The organism is Porphyrobacter sp. GA68 (assembly GCF_022605525.1).
Classification (GTDB): Bacteria; Pseudomonadota; Alphaproteobacteria; order Sphingomonadales; family Sphingomonadaceae; genus Qipengyuania_B.
The window spans coordinates 201,497-221,750 of record NZ_JAKQYJ010000002.1; the positions used below are offsets into that span (position 1 = coordinate 201,497).

A 20,254-nucleotide genomic window follows, 5' to 3' on the forward strand; every position below is an offset into this window, starting at 1 on the left:
GGATGCTTCCAAGGCGTACCGCCCACGGGTCAACCGCCGATCATCCGGCCAAGCGGCTCGCCGCCAAAGATGTGGACGTGCAGGTGGGGTACTTCCTGTCCGGCATGACCGCCGGTGTTCGCGAGGAGACGGTAGCCCGGCTCCACCAACCCCTTTTCACGCGCGACGGTGCCGACCGCCCGGACGAAGCCGGCGATCTCCTCGGCGGATGCGCTGGCGGAAAAGTCATCCCATGACACATAGCGTCCTTTGGGGACGACCAGCGTGTGCACCGCGGCCTGCGGGTTAATGTCCTCGAACGCGCAGGCCCATTCATCCTCGTACACCTTGGTCGAAGGGATCTCGCCGCGCAGGATCTTGGCAAAGATGTTGCCGTCGTCATAGGCCTGCGTTGCGTCGATCGGCATTACGCGCTCCTTCCTGCTTTCTCTGCGATGCCCGAGACGCCCTCACGGCGGCCCAGTTCTGCGAGGACACTTCCCAGCGCAACACCCCTGGCGTCCAGCAGCACCAGCAGGTGAAACAGAAGGTCCGCCGCCTCTGCGGTCAGGTCGTCCGGCGAGCCGGCAAGGGCGGCCACAACCGTCTCCACCGCTTCCTCGCCCAGCTTGCGCGCGATGACGGGAACGCCGCGCTGGTAAAGCTGCGCGACATAGCTCGCCTGCGGGTCGGCGGACCGGCGCGCGGCGATGACCTGCTGCAAGCGGGCGAGCGTATCAGCCACGCGCTGGAAGTCCCGCTGCCCGCAATGCCGCATGAGCCTCTGCGATCGTGTGCCGGCCGAAATGGAAGATGGATGCCGCCAGCACTGCGCTGGCATGACCTTTCGCCACGCCTTCTACCAGGTGCTCCAGCGTGCCGACCCCTCCGCTGGCGACCACCGGCACCGGCACCGCGTCCGCGATGGCGCGGATAAGATCGAGATCGTAGCCGGCCATAGTTCCGTCACCATCCATGCTCGTCACCAGCAGTTCGCCTGCGCCCATTTGTGCCAGACGAACGGCGTGCTCCACCGCGTCGATGCCGGTCGCGCGCCGGCCGCCGTGGGTAAATACCTCCCAGCCGCGCAGCGCGCCGCTGGTCGCGGCCCGCGCATCGACCGAAGCAACAACGCACTGGCTGCCGAACCTGTCGGCTATTTCCGCCACCAGTTCCGGGCGGCTGACCGCGGCCGAGTTTACAGCGACCTTGTCCGCGCCCGCCAGCAGCAAGGCTCTGGCATCCGCCACGCTGCGCACCCCGCCGCCCACGGTCAGCGGCATGAAGCACACCTCGGCGGTGCGCTGCACCACATCCAGCAACGTGCCGCGCCCTTCGTGCGTGGCGCTGATGTCAAGGAAGCACAGTTCGTCGGCACCCGCCCGGTCATAGGCGCGGGCCTGTTCCACCGGGTCGCCGGCGTCCTTCAGATCGACGAAGTTCACGCCCTTGACCACGCGGCCATCGGCCACGTCGAGGCAGGGTATGACGCGGATGCGGACGGTCATGCGCCGCGCCCTGCAAGCGCGATCGCCGCCGCCAGATCGAGCCGCCCTTCGTATAAGGCGCGCCCGCAGATCACCCCTTCGATCCCGTCACGCGTGTGCAGCGACAGGATGTGAATGTCATCCAGCCCCTTCACCCCGCCGCTGGCAATGACCGGAATGTCCACCTGCCGGGCGAGATCGACGGTTGCATCGATGTTAACGCCGGTCAGCAGCCCGTCCCGCCCGATGTCGGTGAACAGCAGCGCGGCAACCCCTGCGTCCTCGAACCGGTGGGCGAGGTCCGTCACCGGCACGTCCGACACTTCGGCCCAGCCATGCGTTGCGACCATGCCGTCGCGCGCGTCCACCGCGACCACGATGCCGCCGGGCCAATCGCGCGCTGCCTGTTTGACAAAATCTGGATCGGACAGCGCAGCCGATCCGATCACGATGCGCGCCACGCCCAGCGCGAACCACCGTTCCACCGCGCGCGTGTCGCGGATGCCGCCGCCAAGCTGCACATGGCCGGGAAACGCGGCAACGATCCGTTCCACCGCCTGCGCGTTGCGGCTTTCGCCGGCGAAGGCACCGTCCAGGTCCACCACGTGCAGATGCTGCGCCCCGGCATACGCGAACCGCCGGGCCTGCTCCGCCGGATCGTCGGCATAGATGGTCGCGCGGTCCATGTCGCCTTCGGCTAGGCGCACGACCTGACCATCCTTCAGATCGATGGCGGGAAAAACGATCACGCCGCATTCCTCATGGGCGCCACTCCAGAAACCGTTGCAAGAGGGCAAGGCCGTACGCCTGGCTCTTTTCCGGATGGAACTGTACGCCCAGGATGTTGTCCCGCGCCACCGCGGCCACGATGCCGCCGCCATGGTCGGTCATGGCCGCCACATCGCGGCCCCTCGCGGCATGGAAGGCGTAGGAGTGAAGGAAGTAAGCCTCTCCGCCGGCGATCAGCTGGGCGGCATCTGCATGCGGCATCGGGGCAACGTCGTTCCACCCCATGTGCGGCACCTTTACCGATCCATCGACCGGCTCGATCCGCCGCACCTCGCCTGCGATCCAGTCGAGACCGGGTGTCTCGCCATGTTCAAGTCCGCGGGTGGCAAGCAGCTGCATCCCGACGCAAACTCCCAGAAACGGCGCGCCGTTCGCCCTGACGCGGCGTTCCAGCGCCTCGAGCAGACCAGGCACTGCGCGCAGCCCCGCGGCGCAGGCGCCGAATGAGCCCACTCCGGGCAGCACAATCCGGTCCGCCGTCGCCACCACATCGGGATCGGAAGTTACGGTTACTGTTCCGCCCACCGTCCGCAACGCGTTCGCCACTGAGCGCAGGTTGCCCGCGCCGTAATCGATCAGGGCCAGCGAAGCTGCCTCAGCCACCCAGCTGCCCTTTGGTCGATGGAATGGCGCCGCCCTTGCGGGGGTCGCGTTCCACCGCCTGTCGCATGGCGCGCGCGAACCCCTTGTAGATGGCTTCGCAGATGTGGTGGTTATTGGTGCCGTACAGCACCTCGACATGCAGGGTGATGCCCGCGGTCTGCGCGACCGACTGGAACCAGTGTTCGATCAGTTCGGTATCCCACTCGCCAAGCTTTTCCTGGGTGAAGCGGGCGTTCCAGACGAGAAACGGCCGTCCCGAAATGTCGAGCGCAACCCGTGCCAGCGTTTCGTCCATGACGGAATGCGCCTCGCCATAGCGGCCGATACCCGCCTTGTCGCCCAGCGCCTTGGCCAGCGCCTGACCCAGCGCAAGGGCGCTGTCCTCCGTCGTGTGGTGCTGATCGACGTGCAGGTCGCCCTGGACCTTGAGAGTGACGTCGATCAGCGAGTGCTTCGCGAACTGCTCCACCATGTGGTCGAGGAAGCCGATCCCCGTTTCAACGTCGTATCGGCCGGTGCCGTCCAGATCGACGGCCACCTCGATATTGGTTTCCGCCGTGTCGCGGGTCAGTGTGGCGCTGCGCATGATGAGCCGCGCTATAGCGAAAGCGGCGGTCCTGCCAAGCATTCCTGCTTGACCGCCGCCGCCGGACAAGCCACCAACACGCTCGATGAGCGAGGAACCGCGTGACAGCCTGATCCCCTACGACACGATCGTGCAGGAAGCCTTGCGCGCGGTTGTGGGGCGCGTCCTTACGCAGGTGGAGCAGAGCGGGGGCCATCTGCCCGGCGCGCATCATTTCTACATCACCTTCAAGTCGCAGGCGCCCGGCGTATCCATCCCCAAGCACCTGCGCGAGAAGTTCCCGGACGAAATGACGATCGTCCTTCAGAACAAGTTCTGGGATTTGAAGGTCAGCGAGGACCAGTTCACCGTTGGCCTCAGCTTCAACCAGATTCCCTCAACCCTCGTCATCCCCTTCGCCGCCGTGACCCAGTTCGTTGATCCCGCTGTGGACTTCGGATTGCATTTTCAGGCGGTTGTCGCCGACCCGGAACCCCAGGAAGTAGAGGACGGCGTCAACGACGAAGGGGAACCGGGGTCTGCCGCCGCCGTTGAGAAGGTCGAAGACGGCTCAAACGTCGTCACGGTTGATTTTGGCCGCAAGAAATAGCCGCCAGCGTTTCCGGCGGCAGACCGCAGGATGATCTATGGCGAAGAAACCAGACCACATTACCGACAAGGCCGGCCGCGCGTTGGGTAACGCTGCCGCCCCGCCGGGACGGAAAGGGTCCGGCTTCATGACCTTGTCGCCTAACCCTGCAACCAACCTGTTCATCGCCGACATTGCCATGCGCGGCATTTCGCAACTGGGGCGTCACACGCTGCAAAAGGCGGCGCTGCAGAACGAGTACGGGTCGGACAAGGCCAAGAAGATCGTGGAGAACAAGTCGCTTGCCCGCACGCTGGCGCTTTACGGTGCCAGCCGGGTGGCGACCCGATCGGTTCCCGGAGCTGTGCTGGTAAGCGGCGGATTGCTGGCCAAGGCATTGCTGGAACGGCGCCGCGCCAAGAAGAAGGGTCGCCGCGCCGTGGAACGCGAAGGCGAACGCACGCTGGACAGCATGGCCGAATAGCGGGCTCCGGCCCGGCCCCCCTTGATCATAGCGCCTGTCATGCGCCATCAGCGGGCATGGCCAACCAGGATACCCTTCATCGCCGCGGGCTGATGTTCATTCTCTCGTCGCCCTCGGGCGCGGGAAAAACTACTATCGCCCGCCGCTTGCTGGCGCAGGACACGCAGATCCGCCTGTCCGTTTCGGTGACCACCCGCCCGCCGCGACCCGGGGAAGTCGATGCTCGGGATTATCACTTCATAACCGAAGCCGAATTCCGCCGCATGGTCGATGCCGGCGAACTTTTGGAATGGGCGGAAGTGTTCGGTCATCTGTACGGCACGCCCAAGGCGCACATCAAGGCGGGGCTGAAGGAAGGGCATGACTTCCTGTTCGACATCGACTGGCAAGGCACGCAGCAGCTGTATCAGCGAATGGAAGTGGATGTGGTCCGCGTCTTTCTCCTGCCGCCATCGATCGCCGCGCTGGAGAAGCGGCTGCGCGAGCGGGGAACCGACGCGGCGGCGGTGATCGACGCGCGCATGGCGCGGGCCAAGGCGGAGATCAGCCACTGGGATGGGTATGACTACGTCGTTGTCAACGACGATCTCGACCGCTGTTTCGAGGCGGTGCACGGCGTCCTGAAGGCGGAGCGGCTACGGCGGGCACGGCAGACCGGGCTGGTCGATTTCGTGCGCACGTTGATGGGGTAGGGCGGGTTGTTCAGTTCAGAGCGAAGACGCCTGCCAGCGCACCGATGGTCATCGCGGCGGGCGTGGCCAGCTTGCTTTTCCATCGGTACATTACCGCCAAAGCGACCGCGAAAATCGCCAGGCTCGTCGCCATGTGGGGAGTGTCGCGCAAGCCCGCCTGAGCCAAGTCCAGCAGAGTGATGGTGATGATCCCGACTACAGAGGCCGCCACACCGGAGAGGAACATCTGCAATCGCTTGTTATCAGCCACACCTTCGAGTCGTTCGTAGAATACTAGAGAGAAGGCGAACGCAGGCAGGAACATTCCAGCGGTTATCGCCAGCGCCCCGGCCAAGCCACCGCTCACCCAGCCGATGAACGTCACAAATATGACGAGCGGTGCGGGCAGTACGCCAGACAACGCAAGCCCATCAAGAAACTCATTGTCGCTCAGCCAGCCTCGGCCGACTGTGTCGTCCCGAACAAAAGGAATGGCGGTGTAGGCTCCACCGAAAGTAAGCAGGCCGCCTTTTAAGCCGGCGAAGAACAAAGCTGCGGCTGTGGCTGGAACTGTTGTGGCGGTGCCAACGGGGGTCACGAGTTGCCCGCCTTCAAGACTGAACACTGCGAGACTCACAGCGGCGGCGATCCCTAGAAGTGCCAGCGCCCATAATTTTCGCCTACCTTGGATCAGAGCATAGGTCACGCCGGCCGTGGGAAGCACGATCCAGAAAGTTACGCCAACCAGGGAGGTGATCGCCGAACCAGCGGCGACGACCCACAACCATGGATCTAGAAGGATATGCTCACCAATCCGGTGCACAGCCCGAACAATCACCGCGAGGACCGCCGCCTGCACGCCGACAAACAATCCTCCGAGCAGAGTATGGTCGATCGGTAAGCGGGTATAAAGCCAAGCAAGCGCGAGCATCAGTACAAAGCCCGGAAGCATAAAGCCGAGGCCGGCCAGAACGCCTCCGATACGCCCTTTCGCACGAATGCCCAGATGGACGCATAGTTCGTGCGCTTCGGGACCGGGCAAGGCCTGCATAACCGCCAGAAGCTTGTTAAATCCTGCGCTCCCGATCCACTGCTCCTCGTCGACGAGTTCACGACGGATCATTGCGATCTGCGCTACCGGCCCACCGAAAGCCAGTACTCCGAACCGCAGGAAACGGAGGAACAACGTTCCATAGCCAAGTTCGGGGGGGATTGGATCCGTTTGGTTAGTCACCGCAGGTCGGCCGGGGTTTGCTTTGCTAGCTGCATAGAGCCACTGGCGCACGCCTGTGAACAGCTATTAGCCATTTGCAACCCCCGGTTGAAGTCTGCTCGTTTCTACCGTCCCGACGGATCGACGAAGTTCCCCGCGCCCACGTTCGCGTTCACCACGCCGCCGTCGATGGGGATCGTCGTGCCCACCACATAGTCGCCCGCGCGGCTGAGCAGGTAGATCGCGCCGGCCGCCATGTCCTCGGTGACGCCAACGCGGCGCGACGGGATGCCGCGGCTGACCAGTTCCTCGTTGTCGCGGGCCGCGCGATTCATGGCCGAGGGAAACGCGCCGGGACCAATGCCGTTGACCACGATGTTGTCGCGGATCAGGCGTGCCGCCATGCGCCGCGTCAGGTGGATCAGCCCGGCCTTCGACGCCTGATACGGGTAGGTTTCCCACGGATTGCTCTTCATCCCGTCGATGGACGCGATCATCAGCACCTTGGCCGGGCGCTCCGCGCTCGCGGCGGCTTTCAGCAGCGGGTAAAGCTTCTGCGTCAGGAAGAACGGTGTCTTGAGGTTCAGGTCCATTGTCCGGTCCCAGCCGGCTTCGGGAAATTCCTCGAACTCCGCGCCCCAGGCGGCGCCGGCGTTGTTGACGAGGAGGTCGAGCTTGTCCTCGCGCGCCGACAACTCGTCGGCGAGGCGGGCTATGCCATCCATCTGGCTGAGATCGCCGACCAGACCGACGACCTTGTCGCCCAGGTCGTTGACGGTCTCCTCCACCTGCTCCTGCTTGCGGGCGACGATGTAAACGCGCGCGCACCCGGCGGCGAGCAGGCCTTCCACGATCATCCGCCCGATCCCGCGCGATCCGCCGGTAACAAGGGCGACGCGGCCGTCGAGGCTGAACAGGTCGGTGAGGTTCATTAAAGGCTCCTTGATCTTCCTCCCGCCGCTGCGGGGAGGAGAAGTATCGTCAATATCCGCTCAGTTCCGCCACCCTGCCGGCGTGATAATACTGATCGCCCAGGAACTCGGCCAGGGCGCGGTCGCGTTTCATGTAAAGGCCGATGTCGTATTCGTCGGTCATGCCGACGCCGCCGTGCATCTGCACACCTTCCTTGACGGCGAGACCGGCTGCCTTGCCGACCTTCGCCTTTGCGACCGACGCCATCAGGTCCGCCTGTTCGGATCCTCCATCGAGCAGCTGCGCCGCCTTGATAACGGCGGCGCGGGCAATCTCCACCTCTGAATAGAGGTGTGCCGCGCGGTGCTGCAACGCCTGGAATTCGCCGATGTATTTGCCGAACTGCTTGCGCTGTTTGAGGTAATCGACCGTGCGGTCCATCGCGCCGCGGGCGACACCGACACCTTCCGCAGCCGCGCCGACGCGGCCGGCCATCAACATGGCGTTCAGCACCTCGCGGCCGCCATCGACCTCGCCAATCACGGCGTCGCCATCGAGGTCCACGCCGTCAAACTTCGTGTGGGTAGCCACCGAACTGTCCACCAGCCGAACCGGCTGATGCGTCATGTTCGCCGCATCCCGGGGCACAGCGAACAGGGTGACGCCGTCCGCATCGCCATCGCTGCCGGATGTGCGCGCGGCCACCACCAGCATGTCCGCACTCGCGCCATGCAGCACGAAATCCTTCTGTCCGGTCAGGCGAAAGCCGTTACCGGAGCGCTCTGCCCGGCAGGCAATCCGTTCGGGCCGGTGCTTGGCTCCCTCGTCGATGGCTGCGGAATAGACTGCCTCGCCAGACAGCAAACCCGGCAGCCAGCGCCCGCGCACATCATCGCCGCCGTGTCTCAGTGCGCTCGCGACCAGCACGGAAGAGGCGAGAAACGGGGAGGGGGTCAGATTTCGGCCGATCTCCTCCAGCACGATGCCGGCTTCCACATGACCCATGCCAAGGCCGCCATCCTCTTCCGAAACGAGGATGCCGGTAAAGCCCATCTCGGCAAACTGCTGCCACAGGGCGTGACCGAAGCCATCGGGGCAATCGCGGTCGCGCCAGTGCCGCAGCTGTTTGTCGATCGCGCCTTCTTCCGCCATGAATGTGCTGGCGGTGTCGTGCAGCATCTGCTGATCGTCAGTGTGGTAGAGTGGCATTTCTTCTCCCTTGTATCCTCTCCTGCTCGCGGGAGGGCAAAACCTTAGCTGTGCATCGCCTGCGCGCACCAATGGGCCAACTTGGTCGCGTCGACCTCGCCATCGAAGGTGAGGTTTGCCGACAGGAACCCTTGACCCACCAGTTGCAGCGTCAACTTCGCTGTCGCGTCGATCGCCGCTCCGTCGATCGCCCCGGCTCGAATGAAACGTATGAGCGCCCGTGTCTCGAACATCCCGGCCTTCTCCACAAGGATCAGGCGCAGATTGGTGAACAGCGCGCCACCACCTTTGCCGCCGGTAGCGATGAGAACCTCTTCACCTTCGAGTAAGAGCGATTCCAGCTGAGTTCGGGTTTCACCGCCCCTGTCTTCGCCTCCGACCGAGGCCGCCATGACGAAGGCGGCGGGCATGGGGTTGATAAAGGCGGATGACACCCCTCAAGCCCCCGGCAGGTCCAGGATGCGCTTGGCAACGACGTTCAGCATGATTTCGCTGGTGCCGCCCTCGATTGAATTGGCCTTGGTCCGGAGCCAGTCGCGTGCCGGCTTGCCACCTGCGGTTTCTTCGCTGTCCCATTCGAGCGCGCGGCTGCCCCCGGCGGCCATCATCAATTCGTGCCGGCGCTTGTTCAACTCGGTTCCGGCGTACTTCATCATGTTTGGCTGTGCGGGATGAGCCTTGCCGACCTTCACCTCGTCCAGAAACTTTTCGCCCATGCAGGCATAGGCCAGCGCGTCCACATCGAACATCGCCAGTTCCGCGCGCAGCAGCGGGTCGAGTTCGCCGGACTTGCGCTTCATCGCCGCGCCGATCGCGGATAGCCGGTCCGCACTGTCCGCGCCGCTGATCATCTCGCGTTCGTGACCGAGCAGGTACTTGGCCACATCCCAGCCGCGGTTCACCTCTCCGACCTGCGCGGGGATATCCTCGCCATAGGATTTGGGCACCTTCACATCGTCCATGAAGGTTTCGCAGAACGGGCTGGAGCCGCTGATCAGGCGGATCGGCTTGGTAGAAACGCCGGAGGTCTCCATGTCGAACAGCATGAAGGTAATGCCCTGGTACTTGTTGTCCTTGTCCGTGCGGACAAGGCAGAAAATCCAGTCGCATTTGTCGGCATAGCTCGTCCAAACCTTCTGCCCGTTGACGACCCAGTGGTCGCCCCGGTCCTCTCCGAAGGTTTGCAGGCTGACGAGGTCGGACCCGCTGCCGGGTTCGGAATAGCCCTGGCACCAGCGGATTTCACCGCGGGCGATCTCCCCAAGGAACCGCTTCTTCTGTGCGTCGGTGCCAAAGTGGAGCAACGCTGGGCCGAGCATCCAGATGCCGAAAGACGACAGCGGCGGCCGTGCGCCGATACGCCGCATCTCCTCGCGCAGCACCTTGGCTTCGCCGGGGTTCAGCCCGGCGCCGCCGTATTCCTTGGGCCAGGACGGCACGGTGTAACCCTTGTCCCGCGCCGCCTCGAACCATTGGCGCTGCGCCTCGCTCTGGAACTGCGCGTTGCGACCGCCCCAGTACACGTCATCCTCGCTGCGAACCGGCTCGCGCATTTCCGGCGGGCAGTTTGCCTCGAGCCAGGCGCGCGTCTCGCTGCGGAAAGTGTCGAGATCGGACATTCGGGTTCTCCTCTCCGGCGCTGCCACCGCGCCTTTTGCGGTCAGCATAAGCCCGCCCAAGCCGATTTCGCAAGAGCCGACGCGGCAGCCCGCCATGCCGTAGCGTCGCGATGCCGACCATTGACGGCCATGGTGCAACCCCTACGCTTCGGCGACGGCAGAGAGGATTCGGATGGACCAACCAGTGGCAGGCGCGCGGCGGGCGCAAGGCGCGGCAATGCCGCCTGCCGCCGCCCGCGAACTGCCCACCCGGATCAAGCTTGCCAACGGGGTCGGCGCGGTCGCGTTCGGCGTGAAGGACAACGGTTTTGCCGTGTTCCTGCTGCTGTACTACAATCAGGTGCTTGGCATGGAAGCGGCCACCGTCAGCCTGGCGTTGATGCTGGCCCTGCTGATCGACGCGTGTGTCGACCCGCTGCTCGGCAATCTGTCGGACCGCACCTACACCCGCTGGGGCCGCCGCCTGCCGTGGCTGTATGCCGCCGCACTGCCGCTGGCGGTGATGTGGGCGGTGCTCTGGTCCCCGCCGTTGGGTGCGGCGCCGTCTTTCTGGGGACTGCTGGCAATCGCGGTGACGGTCCGCCTGCTGCTGTCGATGGTGGAAGTGCCTTCCGTGGCTCTGGTACCGGAACTGACCCGCGACTATGACGAACGCACAAACCTGTTCCGCTGGCGCTTTCTGTTCGCCTGGTCCGGCGGATTGGCCATGCTGGTGCTGGCCTATCAGGTGTTTCTGGCCGACGGGCTGCTGGAAGCAGACGGGTATCAGCAATTCGGGCTCTTCGGGGCGGGTCTGATCGCCGTTGCCATCCTCACCTCTGCCGCCATGCTGCACCGCCACGTCGCGCGCCTGCCTGCTGTCAAGCCGCCTCCTTTTTCACTCAGCCACGCCTTTTCCGAAATTCGCGAGGCATTCTCGGAAAAGGCGTTCCTGATCCTCGCGGCTGGCGGCGTCGCCGCCTATGTCAGCCAGGGGATCACTTTCGCCCTCTCTAACTATCTCTACCTGTTCGTGTGGAACTTCTCGCCCGCCACATTCACAATCTACCCGCTGATCCTGTTTGCCAGCGTGGTGGCGGTGTTCCTGACTGTGCAGCCGCTGCATCGGCGCTGGGGGAAGCCGAGAACGGCGGCCACCCTGGCGCTGGTCGGGCTGTTCTTCTGGCTCACGCCCTACGCGCTCTACCTGTTCGGCATCTGGCCGCCCATCGGCACCGTTGCTTCGGCGGCCCTGGTATTTTCCTTCCTGTTCGTCTCGAACTGGGCGGCGGTGATCACGCTTCTGTCAAGCTCCTCCATGGTGGCGGAGATCGTGGAAGCATTCGAGGAGCGGACGGGGCGGCGGGCAGAAGGTTCTTTTTATGCGGGCAACTGGTTCATCCAGAAGTGCGCGGGCGGGATTGGCATCTTTGCCGCCGGCATGATCCTGGCGGGCGCGGGTCTGCCCGAGGGCGCGACCCCGGGCGACGTTCCGGCAGAGGTGGTGCAGGCGCTGATCCTGATCTACGGCGCGGCTGCCCTGATCCTGGGGATCATCACCGCCTACTGGCTGGCGCGCTTCCCCATCGGACGGGAGGATCACGAACGGCGACTGGCCGTCCTGGCCGAAGCGGCACGCACCCCGTCCGGCACCGGCACCACTCCGCCCTGACCCGCCGACCCGACCACCTTGCAACGCCTGCGCAAAGCGGGCATCGCTATGACAACAAGAGAGGATAGCAGCATGGATTTCCACCCCACTGAACGGCAGCAATACTGGCGCGACCGGGTCGCCGACTTCATCGCCGCAGAGGTGCGCCCGCATACCGACACCTATGCCCGGCAGGATGATCAAGGCGACCGGTGGAAGGTCATTCCCATTGTGGAAGAAACCAAGGCCAAGGCCAAGGCCAAGGGCATCTGGAACCTGTTCATGCCGCCGCGCAACGACAGTCACCATCATGTCGACGACAGTTTCGAGTTTGACGGTCCAGGCCTGACCAATCTGGAATATGCCCTGTGCGCCGAGGAGATGGGCCGGATCGGCTGGGCGAGCGAGGTGTTCAACTGTTCCGCGCCCGACACCGGCAACATGGAAGTCCTGCACCGCTACGGCACGGCCGAACAGAAGGAGCAGTGGCTGAAGCCGCTTATGGAGGGGGAGATCCGGTCCGCCTTTCTGATGACCGAACCGCAGGTCGCATCGTCTGACGCGACGAACATCGAATGCCGTATCGAACGCGACGGCGACGAATACGTCATCAACGGGCGCAAATGGTGGTCCAGCGGGGCCGGTGACCCGCGTTGCAAGGTGGCGATTGTCATGGGCAAGACCGATCTGGAGGCGAAGCGCCACGCGCAGCAGTCAATGGTACTGATGCCGCTGGACGCGCCCGGCGTTACCATCCTCAGGCACCTGCCGGTGTTCGGCTATGACGATGCGCCGCACGGCCACATGGAAATCGAGCTGAAGGACGTCCGCATCCCGGCAGGCAACATGCTGCTTGGCGAAGGGCGCGGGTTCGAGATCGCACAGGGGCGGCTGGGGCCGGGCCGCATTCACCACTGCATGCGCACCATCGGCGTCGCGGAAGAGGCGCTGGAAAAGATGTGCGCGCGGCTGCAGGCGCGCGAGGCTTTCGGACGGCCGATCTATCAGCACTCCGTGTGGGAGGAGCGGGTTGCCCGGGCCCGCATCGACATAGAAATGACTCGCCTTCTGTGTCTGAAAGCGGCCGACATGATGGACAAGGTGGGCAACAAGGCCGCCGCACAGGAAATCGCCATGATCAAGGTGCAGGCGCCGAACATGGCGCTCAAGATCATCGACGACGCAATTCAGGCGCATGGCGGCGGCGGAGTGTCCGATGATTATGGCCTGGCGCGTGCTTACGCGCATCAGCGGACGCTGCGCCTCGCGGACGGGCCGGACGAAGTGCACGCGCGGGCGATCGCGCGGATGGAGTTCGCCCGGCACGCTCCGCAACCGGGCAACGACACCGGCATCGGCTCGGGCATGGCGGCGGGCAGCGGCGGCGGTTCGGCCGGGGCAAGCGCGGCGTAGCGTCAACTCGTTCGCCGGACGCGAGGGGCATAGGGGCGGCAACGCAGGCTCCGCCCCGGGGAGCGACGGGCGCAGGCAACCCGGCGCCGACGTAATCGGGCCAAGCCTGATGGGGAGTAGAGAAAACATGACCAGAGTGGCAATCCTGGAACAGCCCGGCCAACCGCTTGCCCTCGGCACCATCACGCTCGCCAAACCCGGCCCGCGCGAAGTGCTGATCCGCACGCGCGCCTGCGGGCTGTGCCATTCGGACCTGCACTTCATCGACGGCGCTTATCCCCACCCCATGCCATGCGTGCCGGGGCATGAAGCGGCCGGCGTGGTGGAAGAGGTCGGTTCGGAAGTGCGCACCGTAAAGCCGGGCGATCACGTCGTCACCTGCCTGTCGGCGTTCTGCGGGCATTGCGAGTTCTGCGTCACCGGACGCATGGCGCTGTGCCCGGGCGGCGAGACGAAGCGCCGCAAGGACGAGGCACCCCGTCTTGCCCGCGCGGGCGAGCAGGTGCATCAGATGCTGAACCTGTCCGCGTTGTCCGAAGCGATGCTGATCCACGAACACGCCTGCGTCGCCATCGACCGCGACATGCCGCTCGACCGGGCGGCGGTGATCGGCTGCGCCGTTACGACCGGCGCCGGCGCGGTGTTCAACGCGGCCCGGCTGGTGCCGGGGGAGACCGTGGCGGTAATCGGTTGCGGCGGGGTCGGGCTCGCCGCGATCAATGCCGCCAAGATTGCCGGGGCCGGGCGGATCATCGCCGCCGATCCCGTGGCGGAAAAACGCGCGCTGGCGCAGGTTCTTGGCGCGACCGATGTGGTGGACGCGCTCAGCGACACGGCGGCGGAAGAAATCGTCGCTTTGACCAAGGGCGGTGTAGATCACGCGATCGAGGCGGTCGGCCGCCCCGCTTCCGCCGAACTGGCCGTGAAGGTGCTCAGACGCGGTGGCACCGCTACCATCCTCGGGATGATGCCGCTCGACTGCAAGGTGGGTCTTGGCGCGCTGGATCTGCTCGGGGGCAAACGGCTGCAAGGCGCGCTGATGGGCATGAACCGGTTCCCGGTCGATCTGCCGCGCCTCGTCGACTTCTACCTGCGCGGCCTGCTCGACCTCGACACCATCATCGCCGAGCGTATTTCGCTCGACCAGGTAAACGAAGGGTTCCAGAAAATGCGCGACGGGCATCACGCACGGTCGGTGGTGGTATTCGACTGATGGCACAGATCGACTACGAAGCGGAGATGGTCGGCACCACGGACGTGCCGGAACGCGACCGGCTGGACGAGGCGGCGCTGACGGCGTGGATGCGCGATCATGTTGAAGGGTTTTCCGGCCCGCTGACACTGGCCAAGTTCAAGGGCGGACAATCCAATCCCACATACCGGGTGGACACGCCGGACCAATCCTATGTTCTGCGCCGCCAGCCGTTCGGCAAGCTGCTGCCCAGCGCCCACGCGGTCGACCGTGAATACCGGGTGATGACGGCGCTTGGCGCCACCCCGGTGCCGGTGCCGCGGACCTTCGGGCTGTGCGATGACGAAAGCGTGATCGGCGCCAAATTCTTCGTCATGGAACTGGTCGAGGGGCGCAGCCTGTGGAACGGCACCATGCCCCACGCCGAGCCGGAGGAGCGCCGCGCCCTGTACCACGCGATGATCGACACGCTGGCCGACCTGCATCTGGTCGATCCCGCCGCGGTGGGCCTCGCCGATTATGGCCGGGCCGAGGATTACTGTGCCCGGCAGGTGGCGCGCTGGTCCAAGCAGTACAAGCTTGCCGAGACCGAGAGCATTCCTGAAATGGACCGGCTGATCGAATGGCTGCCGCTGACCCTGCCGCCGCAGCACGCCAGCGGCATCGTTCATGGCGATTACCGGCTCGACAACCTTCTCTTCGCACCGGCGCAGCCGCGCGTGGCGGCCGTGCTCGACTGGGAACTGTCGACGCTGGGTGATCCGGTGGCGGATTTTGCCTATCTGATGCTCAACTGGGTCAATCCGCCGGACGGACGCGCAGGCATTGGTGGGCTGGATCACCCCGCGTTGGGTATTCCGACCATGCAGGAAGCAGTCGACCGATATGTCGCCCGCACCGGCTATCCCGTGCCGCCGATGGACTGGTACTTTGCCTTTTGCCTGTTTCGGCTGGCCGGGATCATGCAAGGGATCAAGAAGCGGGTGATCGACGGCACCGCATCATCCGCCCATGCGCGGCAGATGTCCGAACGCGTGGCTCCGCTGGTCGGCGCGGCCTACGGCTTCGCGCAGCGGGCGGGGCTTAGCTGACCATGGTGGAGTTTTCCGGTCCAGCGACACTCCGCTAACCTGCATGTCAATGGTGGATGCAATCTGCCTGCACACATGAAAAAGGCCGCGTCCCAACGGAGCGCGGCCTTTCTCTGCCAGGTCAGGCCTGGATCAGATGTCGTCGCCGAGCGCGCCCTTGACGCTCCCCTTGACGTTCTGCGCAGTGCCCTTGGCCTGTTGCGCCTTGCCTTCCGCAGTCAGGCTGTGATTGTCCGTCGCCTTGCCGATAGCTTCCTTGGTATTGCCGGCTACCTTGTTGCCAGCGGCTGCGGCCTTGTCTGTGAATTCACCCATGGGTTTGCTCCTGTGTCAAATTGGCTTCGGGTTGTCCCGCAGCCATCGTTATGACAATGAAGGAGGAAGCTACGCGTTCCGACGTGGTGCGATCCTGACCGTCCGAGAGCACATCTTGCATGCGACAGCCGTTGTATGCGGTACAGCATATGCCTGCCGCTCAGCCAGCGCAGCGCCGGAACTGAACGTCAGAAACCCCGGCTCCAGCTTACCGCCATGCCGGGGTCGTCTGCCGCTTCCGCTGCATGGCCCGGCTGTCGGCGGTAGAACAGGCTGGCGCCCGCATGGCCGCCCCATAACCCGCCGGACCAGGCGAGTTCCGCCATCGTCTCGCGCCCTGCGGGCCGTAGGGCAAGTTCGCGCAGGCCGAGGATGGCGCTCTCGGTGGAGTAGTCGTAATCCACCGGCAGGTTGAACGACAGGCGTCCGCCGCTGACCCTTAGCGGCTGCGAAAGCCGGAAACCGAGGCTGTCTTGCGGCTGGAACACGCCTGCCTTCAGCACGTCGACAGCAAAGGCGCTGCTGGTGATGTTCCCGGCCGCCCGCCCGCTGCCATCGGCCTGGGTGAAGCCCTGCCGCCCGGAAAGGCCCGCGCGCCATCCCTGGCCAAGGTCGAACTGCGTGGCGGCGTCGAGGAATATGGTCCGTGCTCCGCCAAGGCCAAACGCGGGGTGGAACCAGCCGCCAAGCAGCGTGTCGTCTTCGTCTAGCAAGGTCATGCCGATGGTCACGGCGACCGGTCCAAGCCGGCGGTCCACGGCCAGGGCCGCGGAACTGACACGGTGCCGTTCCAGGCGAGGGCGGAGGGCGTCGAACCGGAACCGCCGCGTGTCGATCAGTGCATCGCCGCTGCCCAGGCTGGCAGTTACGCCCCAGGCGCCGAATTCATGACGCAGGGCTGCGCCAATGGTGTCAGCACGGCTGAACCCGTAATCCCCGGCGGGCCCCGCTGCGATGCGGAAGGCTGGCCGGTCCTGCCCCTGCAACTGGGCTACCAGCCCATCTGCCCCCTGCGAAATGCCCAGTCCAAGCTGCATCCGGGGTGCGATCCGCATAGCGGCACTGGCGGCTAGCGCCTTGGCACCTTGCGCTTGGGCAGGCGTGAGGCTCAGCTGCTCCACAGCGGCGAGCCCGCTCTGCGGCGTTCCTGCGGACGCGCGCGGTCCGACGGTCAGCGCCATCGTGACCCCGTGCGCCGTACCCACCATCGTGCGCGCCTGCCGCTCCACCGCACCGCGCAGATGTTCGATCGTCGGCGCGTTGGTCATGCCCAGTGCGAGGTCGACGCCATAAGCCCGGTCGTAGCTGTCGGTCACGATGCTCTGCAGCTTGCCCCGGGCAAGCGCATCACCCATCGCCGGGGACGCGATCGCCGTGCCCGCGTTCAGCGCCAGCGCGGAGGTGGTGCCGGCCAGGCTGGTGGTGCCACGCGGCTGGAAGGCGCGGGCAATGTCGAGGATACCGCGGCCGTAGGTGCTGTCCGGGCCGCTCGCCCCCGCGTCACGCGCGCTGTCGAGCAGGATTCTGACGATCTCCGCGCCGGTGAGGTTAGGAAACGCCTGCGCCAGCAGAGCCACCGCCCCTGACACCTGCGGCGCGGCAAAACTGGTGCCGGAAAACAGCGTCACGAAGCGGTCGCCGTTAGCCTCGGTCCGGACATCAAGCTCGCCGTTCTTGTATACACAGCAGATCGCCTCCCCGCGGGCGGAAAGGAACGACGCGGCCAGCGATCCTGCCCGGTTGCTGAAGCTGGAGAAGCCGCCTTTTTCATCCACCGAACCCACGATGATGACGTTGCCTCCCCCTGCCGCCAACAAGCCGCCGGCGAATGGGTCGGGCTCCTTGGAGTTGACCCCGGCATCGGTCGAGTTGCCATCGTTGCCGGCCGACACGACTACCACCACACCGGCACGGGCCGCGCGGCCCACCGCGTCGCGCAGGGCACGGGTCGGGTCGCCGCCGCCAAGGCTGATGTTGATGACCTTGGCTCCGGCGGCCACGGCCACGTCGACCCCCCTGGCGATGTCGCTGTCGAAGAACTGGCAGCCATCCAGCGCTTTGTCCGTCTGGGTCGCGCACGAGCCGGGGCGATCGGCGCGCAGCGCGATGATCGTTGCCTGATGCGCGATGCCGACAGCACCCTTGTTGTCGAGCGCTCCGGCAGCGACCAGCGCGACGTTGGTTCCGTGATCGTCCTGCGCCGCGAACGAGGCGTTGCCGGCCACGTCGCGCGAAGCGGGAGAGATGCGGCCGGCGAATTCCGGACTGTCGCGATCAATCCCGGTGTCGATGATCGCGATCGCCTGCCCAAGGCCGGTCGAGCCGTTCTGCCAGGCCGTCACGGCTCCATGATAGACCGGCCCGTCGGACCGGCGCACCTCGGCGGTGTCGAAGCGATTGACGGGCGGCGGCGGTGGCGGCGGCGGGCTGGGAGCGGCAACCGGCGGAGGACTTGAGATAACGGCGCCGCCTCCACCTCCCCCTCCGCCACACGCGGCCACGGCAAGGGAAAGCCCGCTGACGCACACGGCAAGGCGCCAGCGCGAAAATGGAATGCTGTTGATCGTCATCGTGCGCGCCCGTTCCGGTTCTCGAGTCTGTTGTGAACTGATGCTGGTGAACAGGCTGTTAAAATGGTGGAGCGCGCTTGCCCATGGGACACCCGCTGATTAGGCGGCGCTAAGGAATGGTGAGAGGATTGTCACATGAGCGATGCGCTGCGCAGCACACTTGAGCAGGGATGGGAGAACCGCGACCGGCTGGATTCCGCAGATGCCGATCTGCGCCGCGCGGTGGAGGAGGCACTGGACCTTCTCGACCGCGGCGCGGCACGCGTCGCGGAACCTGACGGGCAGGGTGGCTGGCGCGTCAATCAATGGCTAAAGAAGGCGGTGCTGCTGTCCTTTCGCCTGAACGACAATGCGCTCATCGAACATGGCAGCGCCGGCGGTCCCGCATTCGACAAGGTTCCGGGCAAGTTCGCTGGGTGGGACGGGGACCGCTTCCGCGAGGCCGGCTTCCGCGCGGTTCCCGGTGCGATCGTCCGGCGCGGTGCCTTCATCGGGCGCGGTGCGGTGCTGATGCCCAGCTTCGTCAATATCGGTGCCTATGTGGGCGAAGGCACGATGGTGGACACCTGGGCGACCGTTGGCTCCTGCGCACAGATTGGCCGCAACGTCCACATCTCGGGCGGAGCAGGCATCGGCGGCGTGCTGGAGCCGTTGCAGGCAGAACCCGTAGTGATCGGCGACGGCGCGTTCATCGGGGCGCGCAGTGAAGTCGCCGAAGGGGTACGCGTGGGCGAGGGCGCTGTTCTTTCGATGGGCGTTTATCTCGGTGCATCCACCAAGATCGTAGACCGCGCGACGGGTGAGGTCCACCGGGGCCAGGTGCCGCCCTTTGCGGTGGTTGTGCCCGGATCCCTGCCGGCCAAGGACGGCGGGCCGAGCCTTTATTGCGCCGTGATCGTCAAGACCGTGGATGCACAGACCCGCGCCAAAACCGGCATCAACGAACTCCTGCGGGACTGACGCGCTGCTGCGTCGGCAAGGAACATCCAGCGCGGGCAGCCGTTCGGGTGCCAACGGCAGCGACAGGCGCGACCTGATCGCAGTAGACTAGCGGAGGACACCATGGCAGTGCAGGACGAGGAAATCGTGGTTCGCGACACGGAAGCAAGAGGCGCTTCCAAAGAAGGCGTTGGCCGCTGGGTACTGATCTTCGGCCTCCTGATTGCCGTGGTCCTGCTGGCTGTGGTGCTCATTTTCGGAATAGGCTCTCAGGACACCGTGGAAGAAGAGGCCACGGTCAGCGGCCGCATCCAGTCGGTTGACCCCTCGGGCAGCGACAACGACGGAGTGCTGCTCGGCGACGACAGGGGTGCTGCCGATCTGGGCGACGCAACGACCACGGCTGACGATCCGGCTGAAACCGTTCCCAACCCGCGATAAGAGCAGGAGAGTGCGGGCATGAGCGACAAGTATTCCAAGGGCGACAAGGTAGAGTGGACATGGGGCAGCGGAACCGCGTCGGGCGAGATCACCGAGCGTTACGAGGAAAAGACCACTCATACCATCAAGGGCACCGAGGTGACGCGTAACGCCACCAAGGATGACCCGGCTTACATGATCAAGCAGGATGATGGCGACAGGGTGCTGAAGTCGCATTCGGAACTGCGCAAGAAAAGCTGAGCGGCTCAGTATGGGAGGGGGTTCCCGTCGTGGCGCCGCCCAGCCTGTCAATTAGGCCATCTGCGCGGCAAAGGCGAAGTCACAGGCGGCGCAGCCCGCCTCACAAAGGCTGGCTTCCGATCTGCTGAAATCAGGTTGATCGACCGCGTCGGCCACGGTGAGCGGCGGTTTTCCGTTCCTGCGTGCATACCGCGACGCTGGCACCTTCGCCTCAACTTTCGCGACACCAGCCGGCTGGCGGCGGAGCGCGCCAAGGTGTCCGCCGGCCGCCTGGCCCCTTAATGGGTTCCCGCGCGTGGGAAG

General features: G+C 65.3%; 23 protein-coding genes. 10 read left to right on the top strand and 13 right to left on the bottom strand.

Annotation, left to right across the window (positions count from 1 at the left end):
• Positions 1–29: 29 nt before the first annotated feature.
• From LHJ54_RS08685 to hisB, 6 genes are read right to left on the bottom strand one after another with little or no spacing between them, the layout of a single operon-like run.
• Positions 30–407, bottom strand: a complete 378-nt coding sequence (locus tag LHJ54_RS08685; RefSeq protein WP_228243494.1) for a histidine triad nucleotide-binding protein — start codon at positions 405–407, stop codon at positions 30–32.
• Positions 407–724: a phosphoribosyl-ATP diphosphatase gene (locus LHJ54_RS08690; RefSeq protein WP_228243495.1), complete on the bottom strand. Its 318-nt coding sequence runs from the start codon at positions 722–724 to the stop codon at positions 407–409. Before LHJ54_RS08690 ends, LHJ54_RS08685 begins: the two co-directional genes overlap by 1 nt.
• Complete coding sequence (gene hisF / locus LHJ54_RS08695; RefSeq protein ID WP_228243496.1) at positions 717–1,487, bottom strand: imidazole glycerol phosphate synthase subunit HisF; 771 nt, start codon at positions 1,485–1,487, stop codon at positions 717–719. The genes LHJ54_RS08690 and hisF overlap by 8 nt, the downstream gene beginning before the upstream one ends.
• A complete protein-coding gene (gene hisA / locus LHJ54_RS08700) occupies positions 1,484–2,215 on the bottom strand; it encodes a 1-(5-phosphoribosyl)-5-[(5-phosphoribosylamino)methylideneamino]imidazole-4-carboxamide isomerase (RefSeq protein ID WP_228243497.1) in 732 nt (243 codons plus the stop codon). Before hisA ends, hisF begins: the two co-directional genes overlap by 4 nt.
• Before the next feature lie 10 nt (positions 2,216–2,225).
• Entirely contained in the window at positions 2,226–2,858 is a 633-nt protein-coding gene (gene hisH, locus LHJ54_RS08705; RefSeq protein WP_228243498.1) for an imidazole glycerol phosphate synthase subunit HisH, read from the bottom strand.
• Positions 2,851–3,444: an imidazoleglycerol-phosphate dehydratase HisB gene (hisB, locus tag LHJ54_RS08710; protein ID WP_228243499.1), complete on the bottom strand. Its 594-nt coding sequence runs from the start codon at positions 3,442–3,444 to the stop codon at positions 2,851–2,853. The genes hisH and hisB overlap by 8 nt, the downstream gene beginning before the upstream one ends.
• A gap of 85 nt (positions 3,445–3,529) precedes the next feature.
• Here hisB and LHJ54_RS08715 point away from each other — a divergent pair, with 85 nt between their 5' ends.
• From LHJ54_RS08715 to gmk, 3 genes are read left to right on the top strand one after another with little or no spacing between them, the layout of a single operon-like run.
• Positions 3,530–4,033, top strand: a complete 504-nt coding sequence (locus LHJ54_RS08715; protein ID WP_228243500.1) for an SspB family protein — start codon at positions 3,530–3,532, stop codon at positions 4,031–4,033.
• Positions 4,034–4,070: 37 nt separating this feature from the next.
• Positions 4,071–4,496: a hypothetical protein gene (locus tag LHJ54_RS08720; RefSeq protein WP_228243501.1), complete on the top strand. Its 426-nt coding sequence runs from the start codon at positions 4,071–4,073 to the stop codon at positions 4,494–4,496.
• Positions 4,497–4,552: 56 nt separating this feature from the next.
• Positions 4,553–5,188, top strand: a complete 636-nt coding sequence (gene gmk, locus LHJ54_RS08725) for a guanylate kinase (RefSeq protein ID WP_228243502.1) — start codon at positions 4,553–4,555, stop codon at positions 5,186–5,188.
• 10 nt (positions 5,189–5,198) lie between these two features.
• On the opposite strand, the gene chrA is transcribed toward gmk, so the two are convergent.
• Genes chrA through LHJ54_RS08750 form a run of 5 tightly spaced genes read right to left on the bottom strand, consistent with a single transcriptional unit; the run spans position 5,199 to position 10,120 of the window.
• Entirely contained in the window at positions 5,199–6,452 is a 1,254-nt protein-coding gene (chrA, locus tag LHJ54_RS08730; protein ID WP_373457069.1) for a chromate efflux transporter, read from the bottom strand.
• Between the two features lie 53 nt (positions 6,453–6,505).
• The gene (locus tag LHJ54_RS08735) at positions 6,506–7,312 is read right to left on the bottom strand and encodes an SDR family NAD(P)-dependent oxidoreductase (protein WP_228243503.1); all 807 of its coding nucleotides are present in this window, start codon (positions 7,310–7,312) and stop codon (positions 6,506–6,508) included.
• Between the two features lie 49 nt (positions 7,313–7,361).
• Entirely contained in the window at positions 7,362–8,501 is a 1,140-nt protein-coding gene (locus tag LHJ54_RS08740; RefSeq protein ID WP_228243504.1) for an acyl-CoA dehydrogenase family protein, read from the bottom strand.
• Between the two features lie 44 nt (positions 8,502–8,545).
• The gene (locus tag LHJ54_RS08745; protein ID WP_228243505.1) at positions 8,546–8,911 is read right to left on the bottom strand and encodes a hypothetical protein; all 366 of its coding nucleotides are present in this window, start codon (positions 8,909–8,911) and stop codon (positions 8,546–8,548) included.
• 27 nt (positions 8,912–8,938) lie between these two features.
• On the bottom strand, positions 8,939–10,120 hold the full coding sequence (locus LHJ54_RS08750; RefSeq protein WP_228243506.1) for an acyl-CoA dehydrogenase family protein: 1,182 nt from the start codon (positions 10,118–10,120) through the stop codon (positions 8,939–8,941).
• 172 nt (positions 10,121–10,292) lie between these two features.
• On the opposite strand from LHJ54_RS08750, the gene LHJ54_RS08755 reads away from it, so the two are divergent.
• The 4 genes from LHJ54_RS08755 to LHJ54_RS08770 all read left to right on the top strand — a co-directional run bounded on the left by LHJ54_RS08755 (position 10,293) and on the right by LHJ54_RS08770 (position 15,446).
• Positions 10,293–11,771, top strand: a complete 1,479-nt coding sequence (locus LHJ54_RS08755) for an MFS transporter (protein WP_228243507.1) — start codon at positions 10,293–10,295, stop codon at positions 11,769–11,771.
• A gap of 72 nt (positions 11,772–11,843) precedes the next feature.
• Entirely contained in the window at positions 11,844–13,163 is a 1,320-nt protein-coding gene (locus LHJ54_RS08760; RefSeq protein WP_228243508.1) for an acyl-CoA dehydrogenase family protein, read from the top strand.
• 127 nt (positions 13,164–13,290) lie between these two features.
• On the top strand, positions 13,291–14,376 hold the full coding sequence (locus LHJ54_RS08765; RefSeq protein WP_228243509.1) for a Zn-dependent alcohol dehydrogenase: 1,086 nt from the start codon (positions 13,291–13,293) through the stop codon (positions 14,374–14,376).
• Entirely contained in the window at positions 14,376–15,446 is a 1,071-nt protein-coding gene (locus tag LHJ54_RS08770; RefSeq protein WP_228243510.1) for a phosphotransferase family protein, read from the top strand. The genes LHJ54_RS08765 and LHJ54_RS08770 overlap by 1 nt, the downstream gene beginning before the upstream one ends.
• Positions 15,447–15,578: 132 nt before the next feature.
• On the opposite strand, the gene LHJ54_RS08775 is transcribed toward LHJ54_RS08770, so the two are convergent.
• Both LHJ54_RS08775 and LHJ54_RS08780 read right to left on the bottom strand, forming a co-directional pair.
• Complete coding sequence (locus tag LHJ54_RS08775; protein ID WP_228243511.1) at positions 15,579–15,761, bottom strand: CsbD family protein; 183 nt, start codon at positions 15,759–15,761, stop codon at positions 15,579–15,581.
• 188 nt (positions 15,762–15,949) lie between these two features.
• Positions 15,950–18,331 (bottom strand): S8 family peptidase, encoded by a 2,382-nt coding sequence (locus tag LHJ54_RS08780; protein WP_228243512.1) that lies wholly within the window; start codon positions 18,329–18,331, stop codon positions 15,950–15,952.
• A 135-nt stretch (positions 18,332–18,466) separates the two neighbouring features.
• Here LHJ54_RS08780 and dapD point away from each other — a divergent pair, with 135 nt between their 5' ends.
• The 3 genes from dapD (at position 18,467) to LHJ54_RS08795 (ending at position 19,951) form a co-directional block, all read left to right on the top strand.
• On the top strand, positions 18,467–19,291 hold the full coding sequence (gene dapD / locus LHJ54_RS08785) for a 2,3,4,5-tetrahydropyridine-2,6-dicarboxylate N-succinyltransferase (RefSeq protein WP_228243513.1): 825 nt from the start codon (positions 18,467–18,469) through the stop codon (positions 19,289–19,291).
• 102 nt (positions 19,292–19,393) lie between these two features.
• On the top strand, positions 19,394–19,711 hold the full coding sequence (locus LHJ54_RS08790) for a hypothetical protein (RefSeq protein WP_228243514.1): 318 nt from the start codon (positions 19,394–19,396) through the stop codon (positions 19,709–19,711).
• Between the two features lie 18 nt (positions 19,712–19,729).
• A complete protein-coding gene (locus LHJ54_RS08795; protein ID WP_228243515.1) occupies positions 19,730–19,951 on the top strand; it encodes a DUF2945 domain-containing protein in 222 nt (73 codons plus the stop codon).
• Positions 19,952–20,254 lie beyond the last annotated feature (303 nt).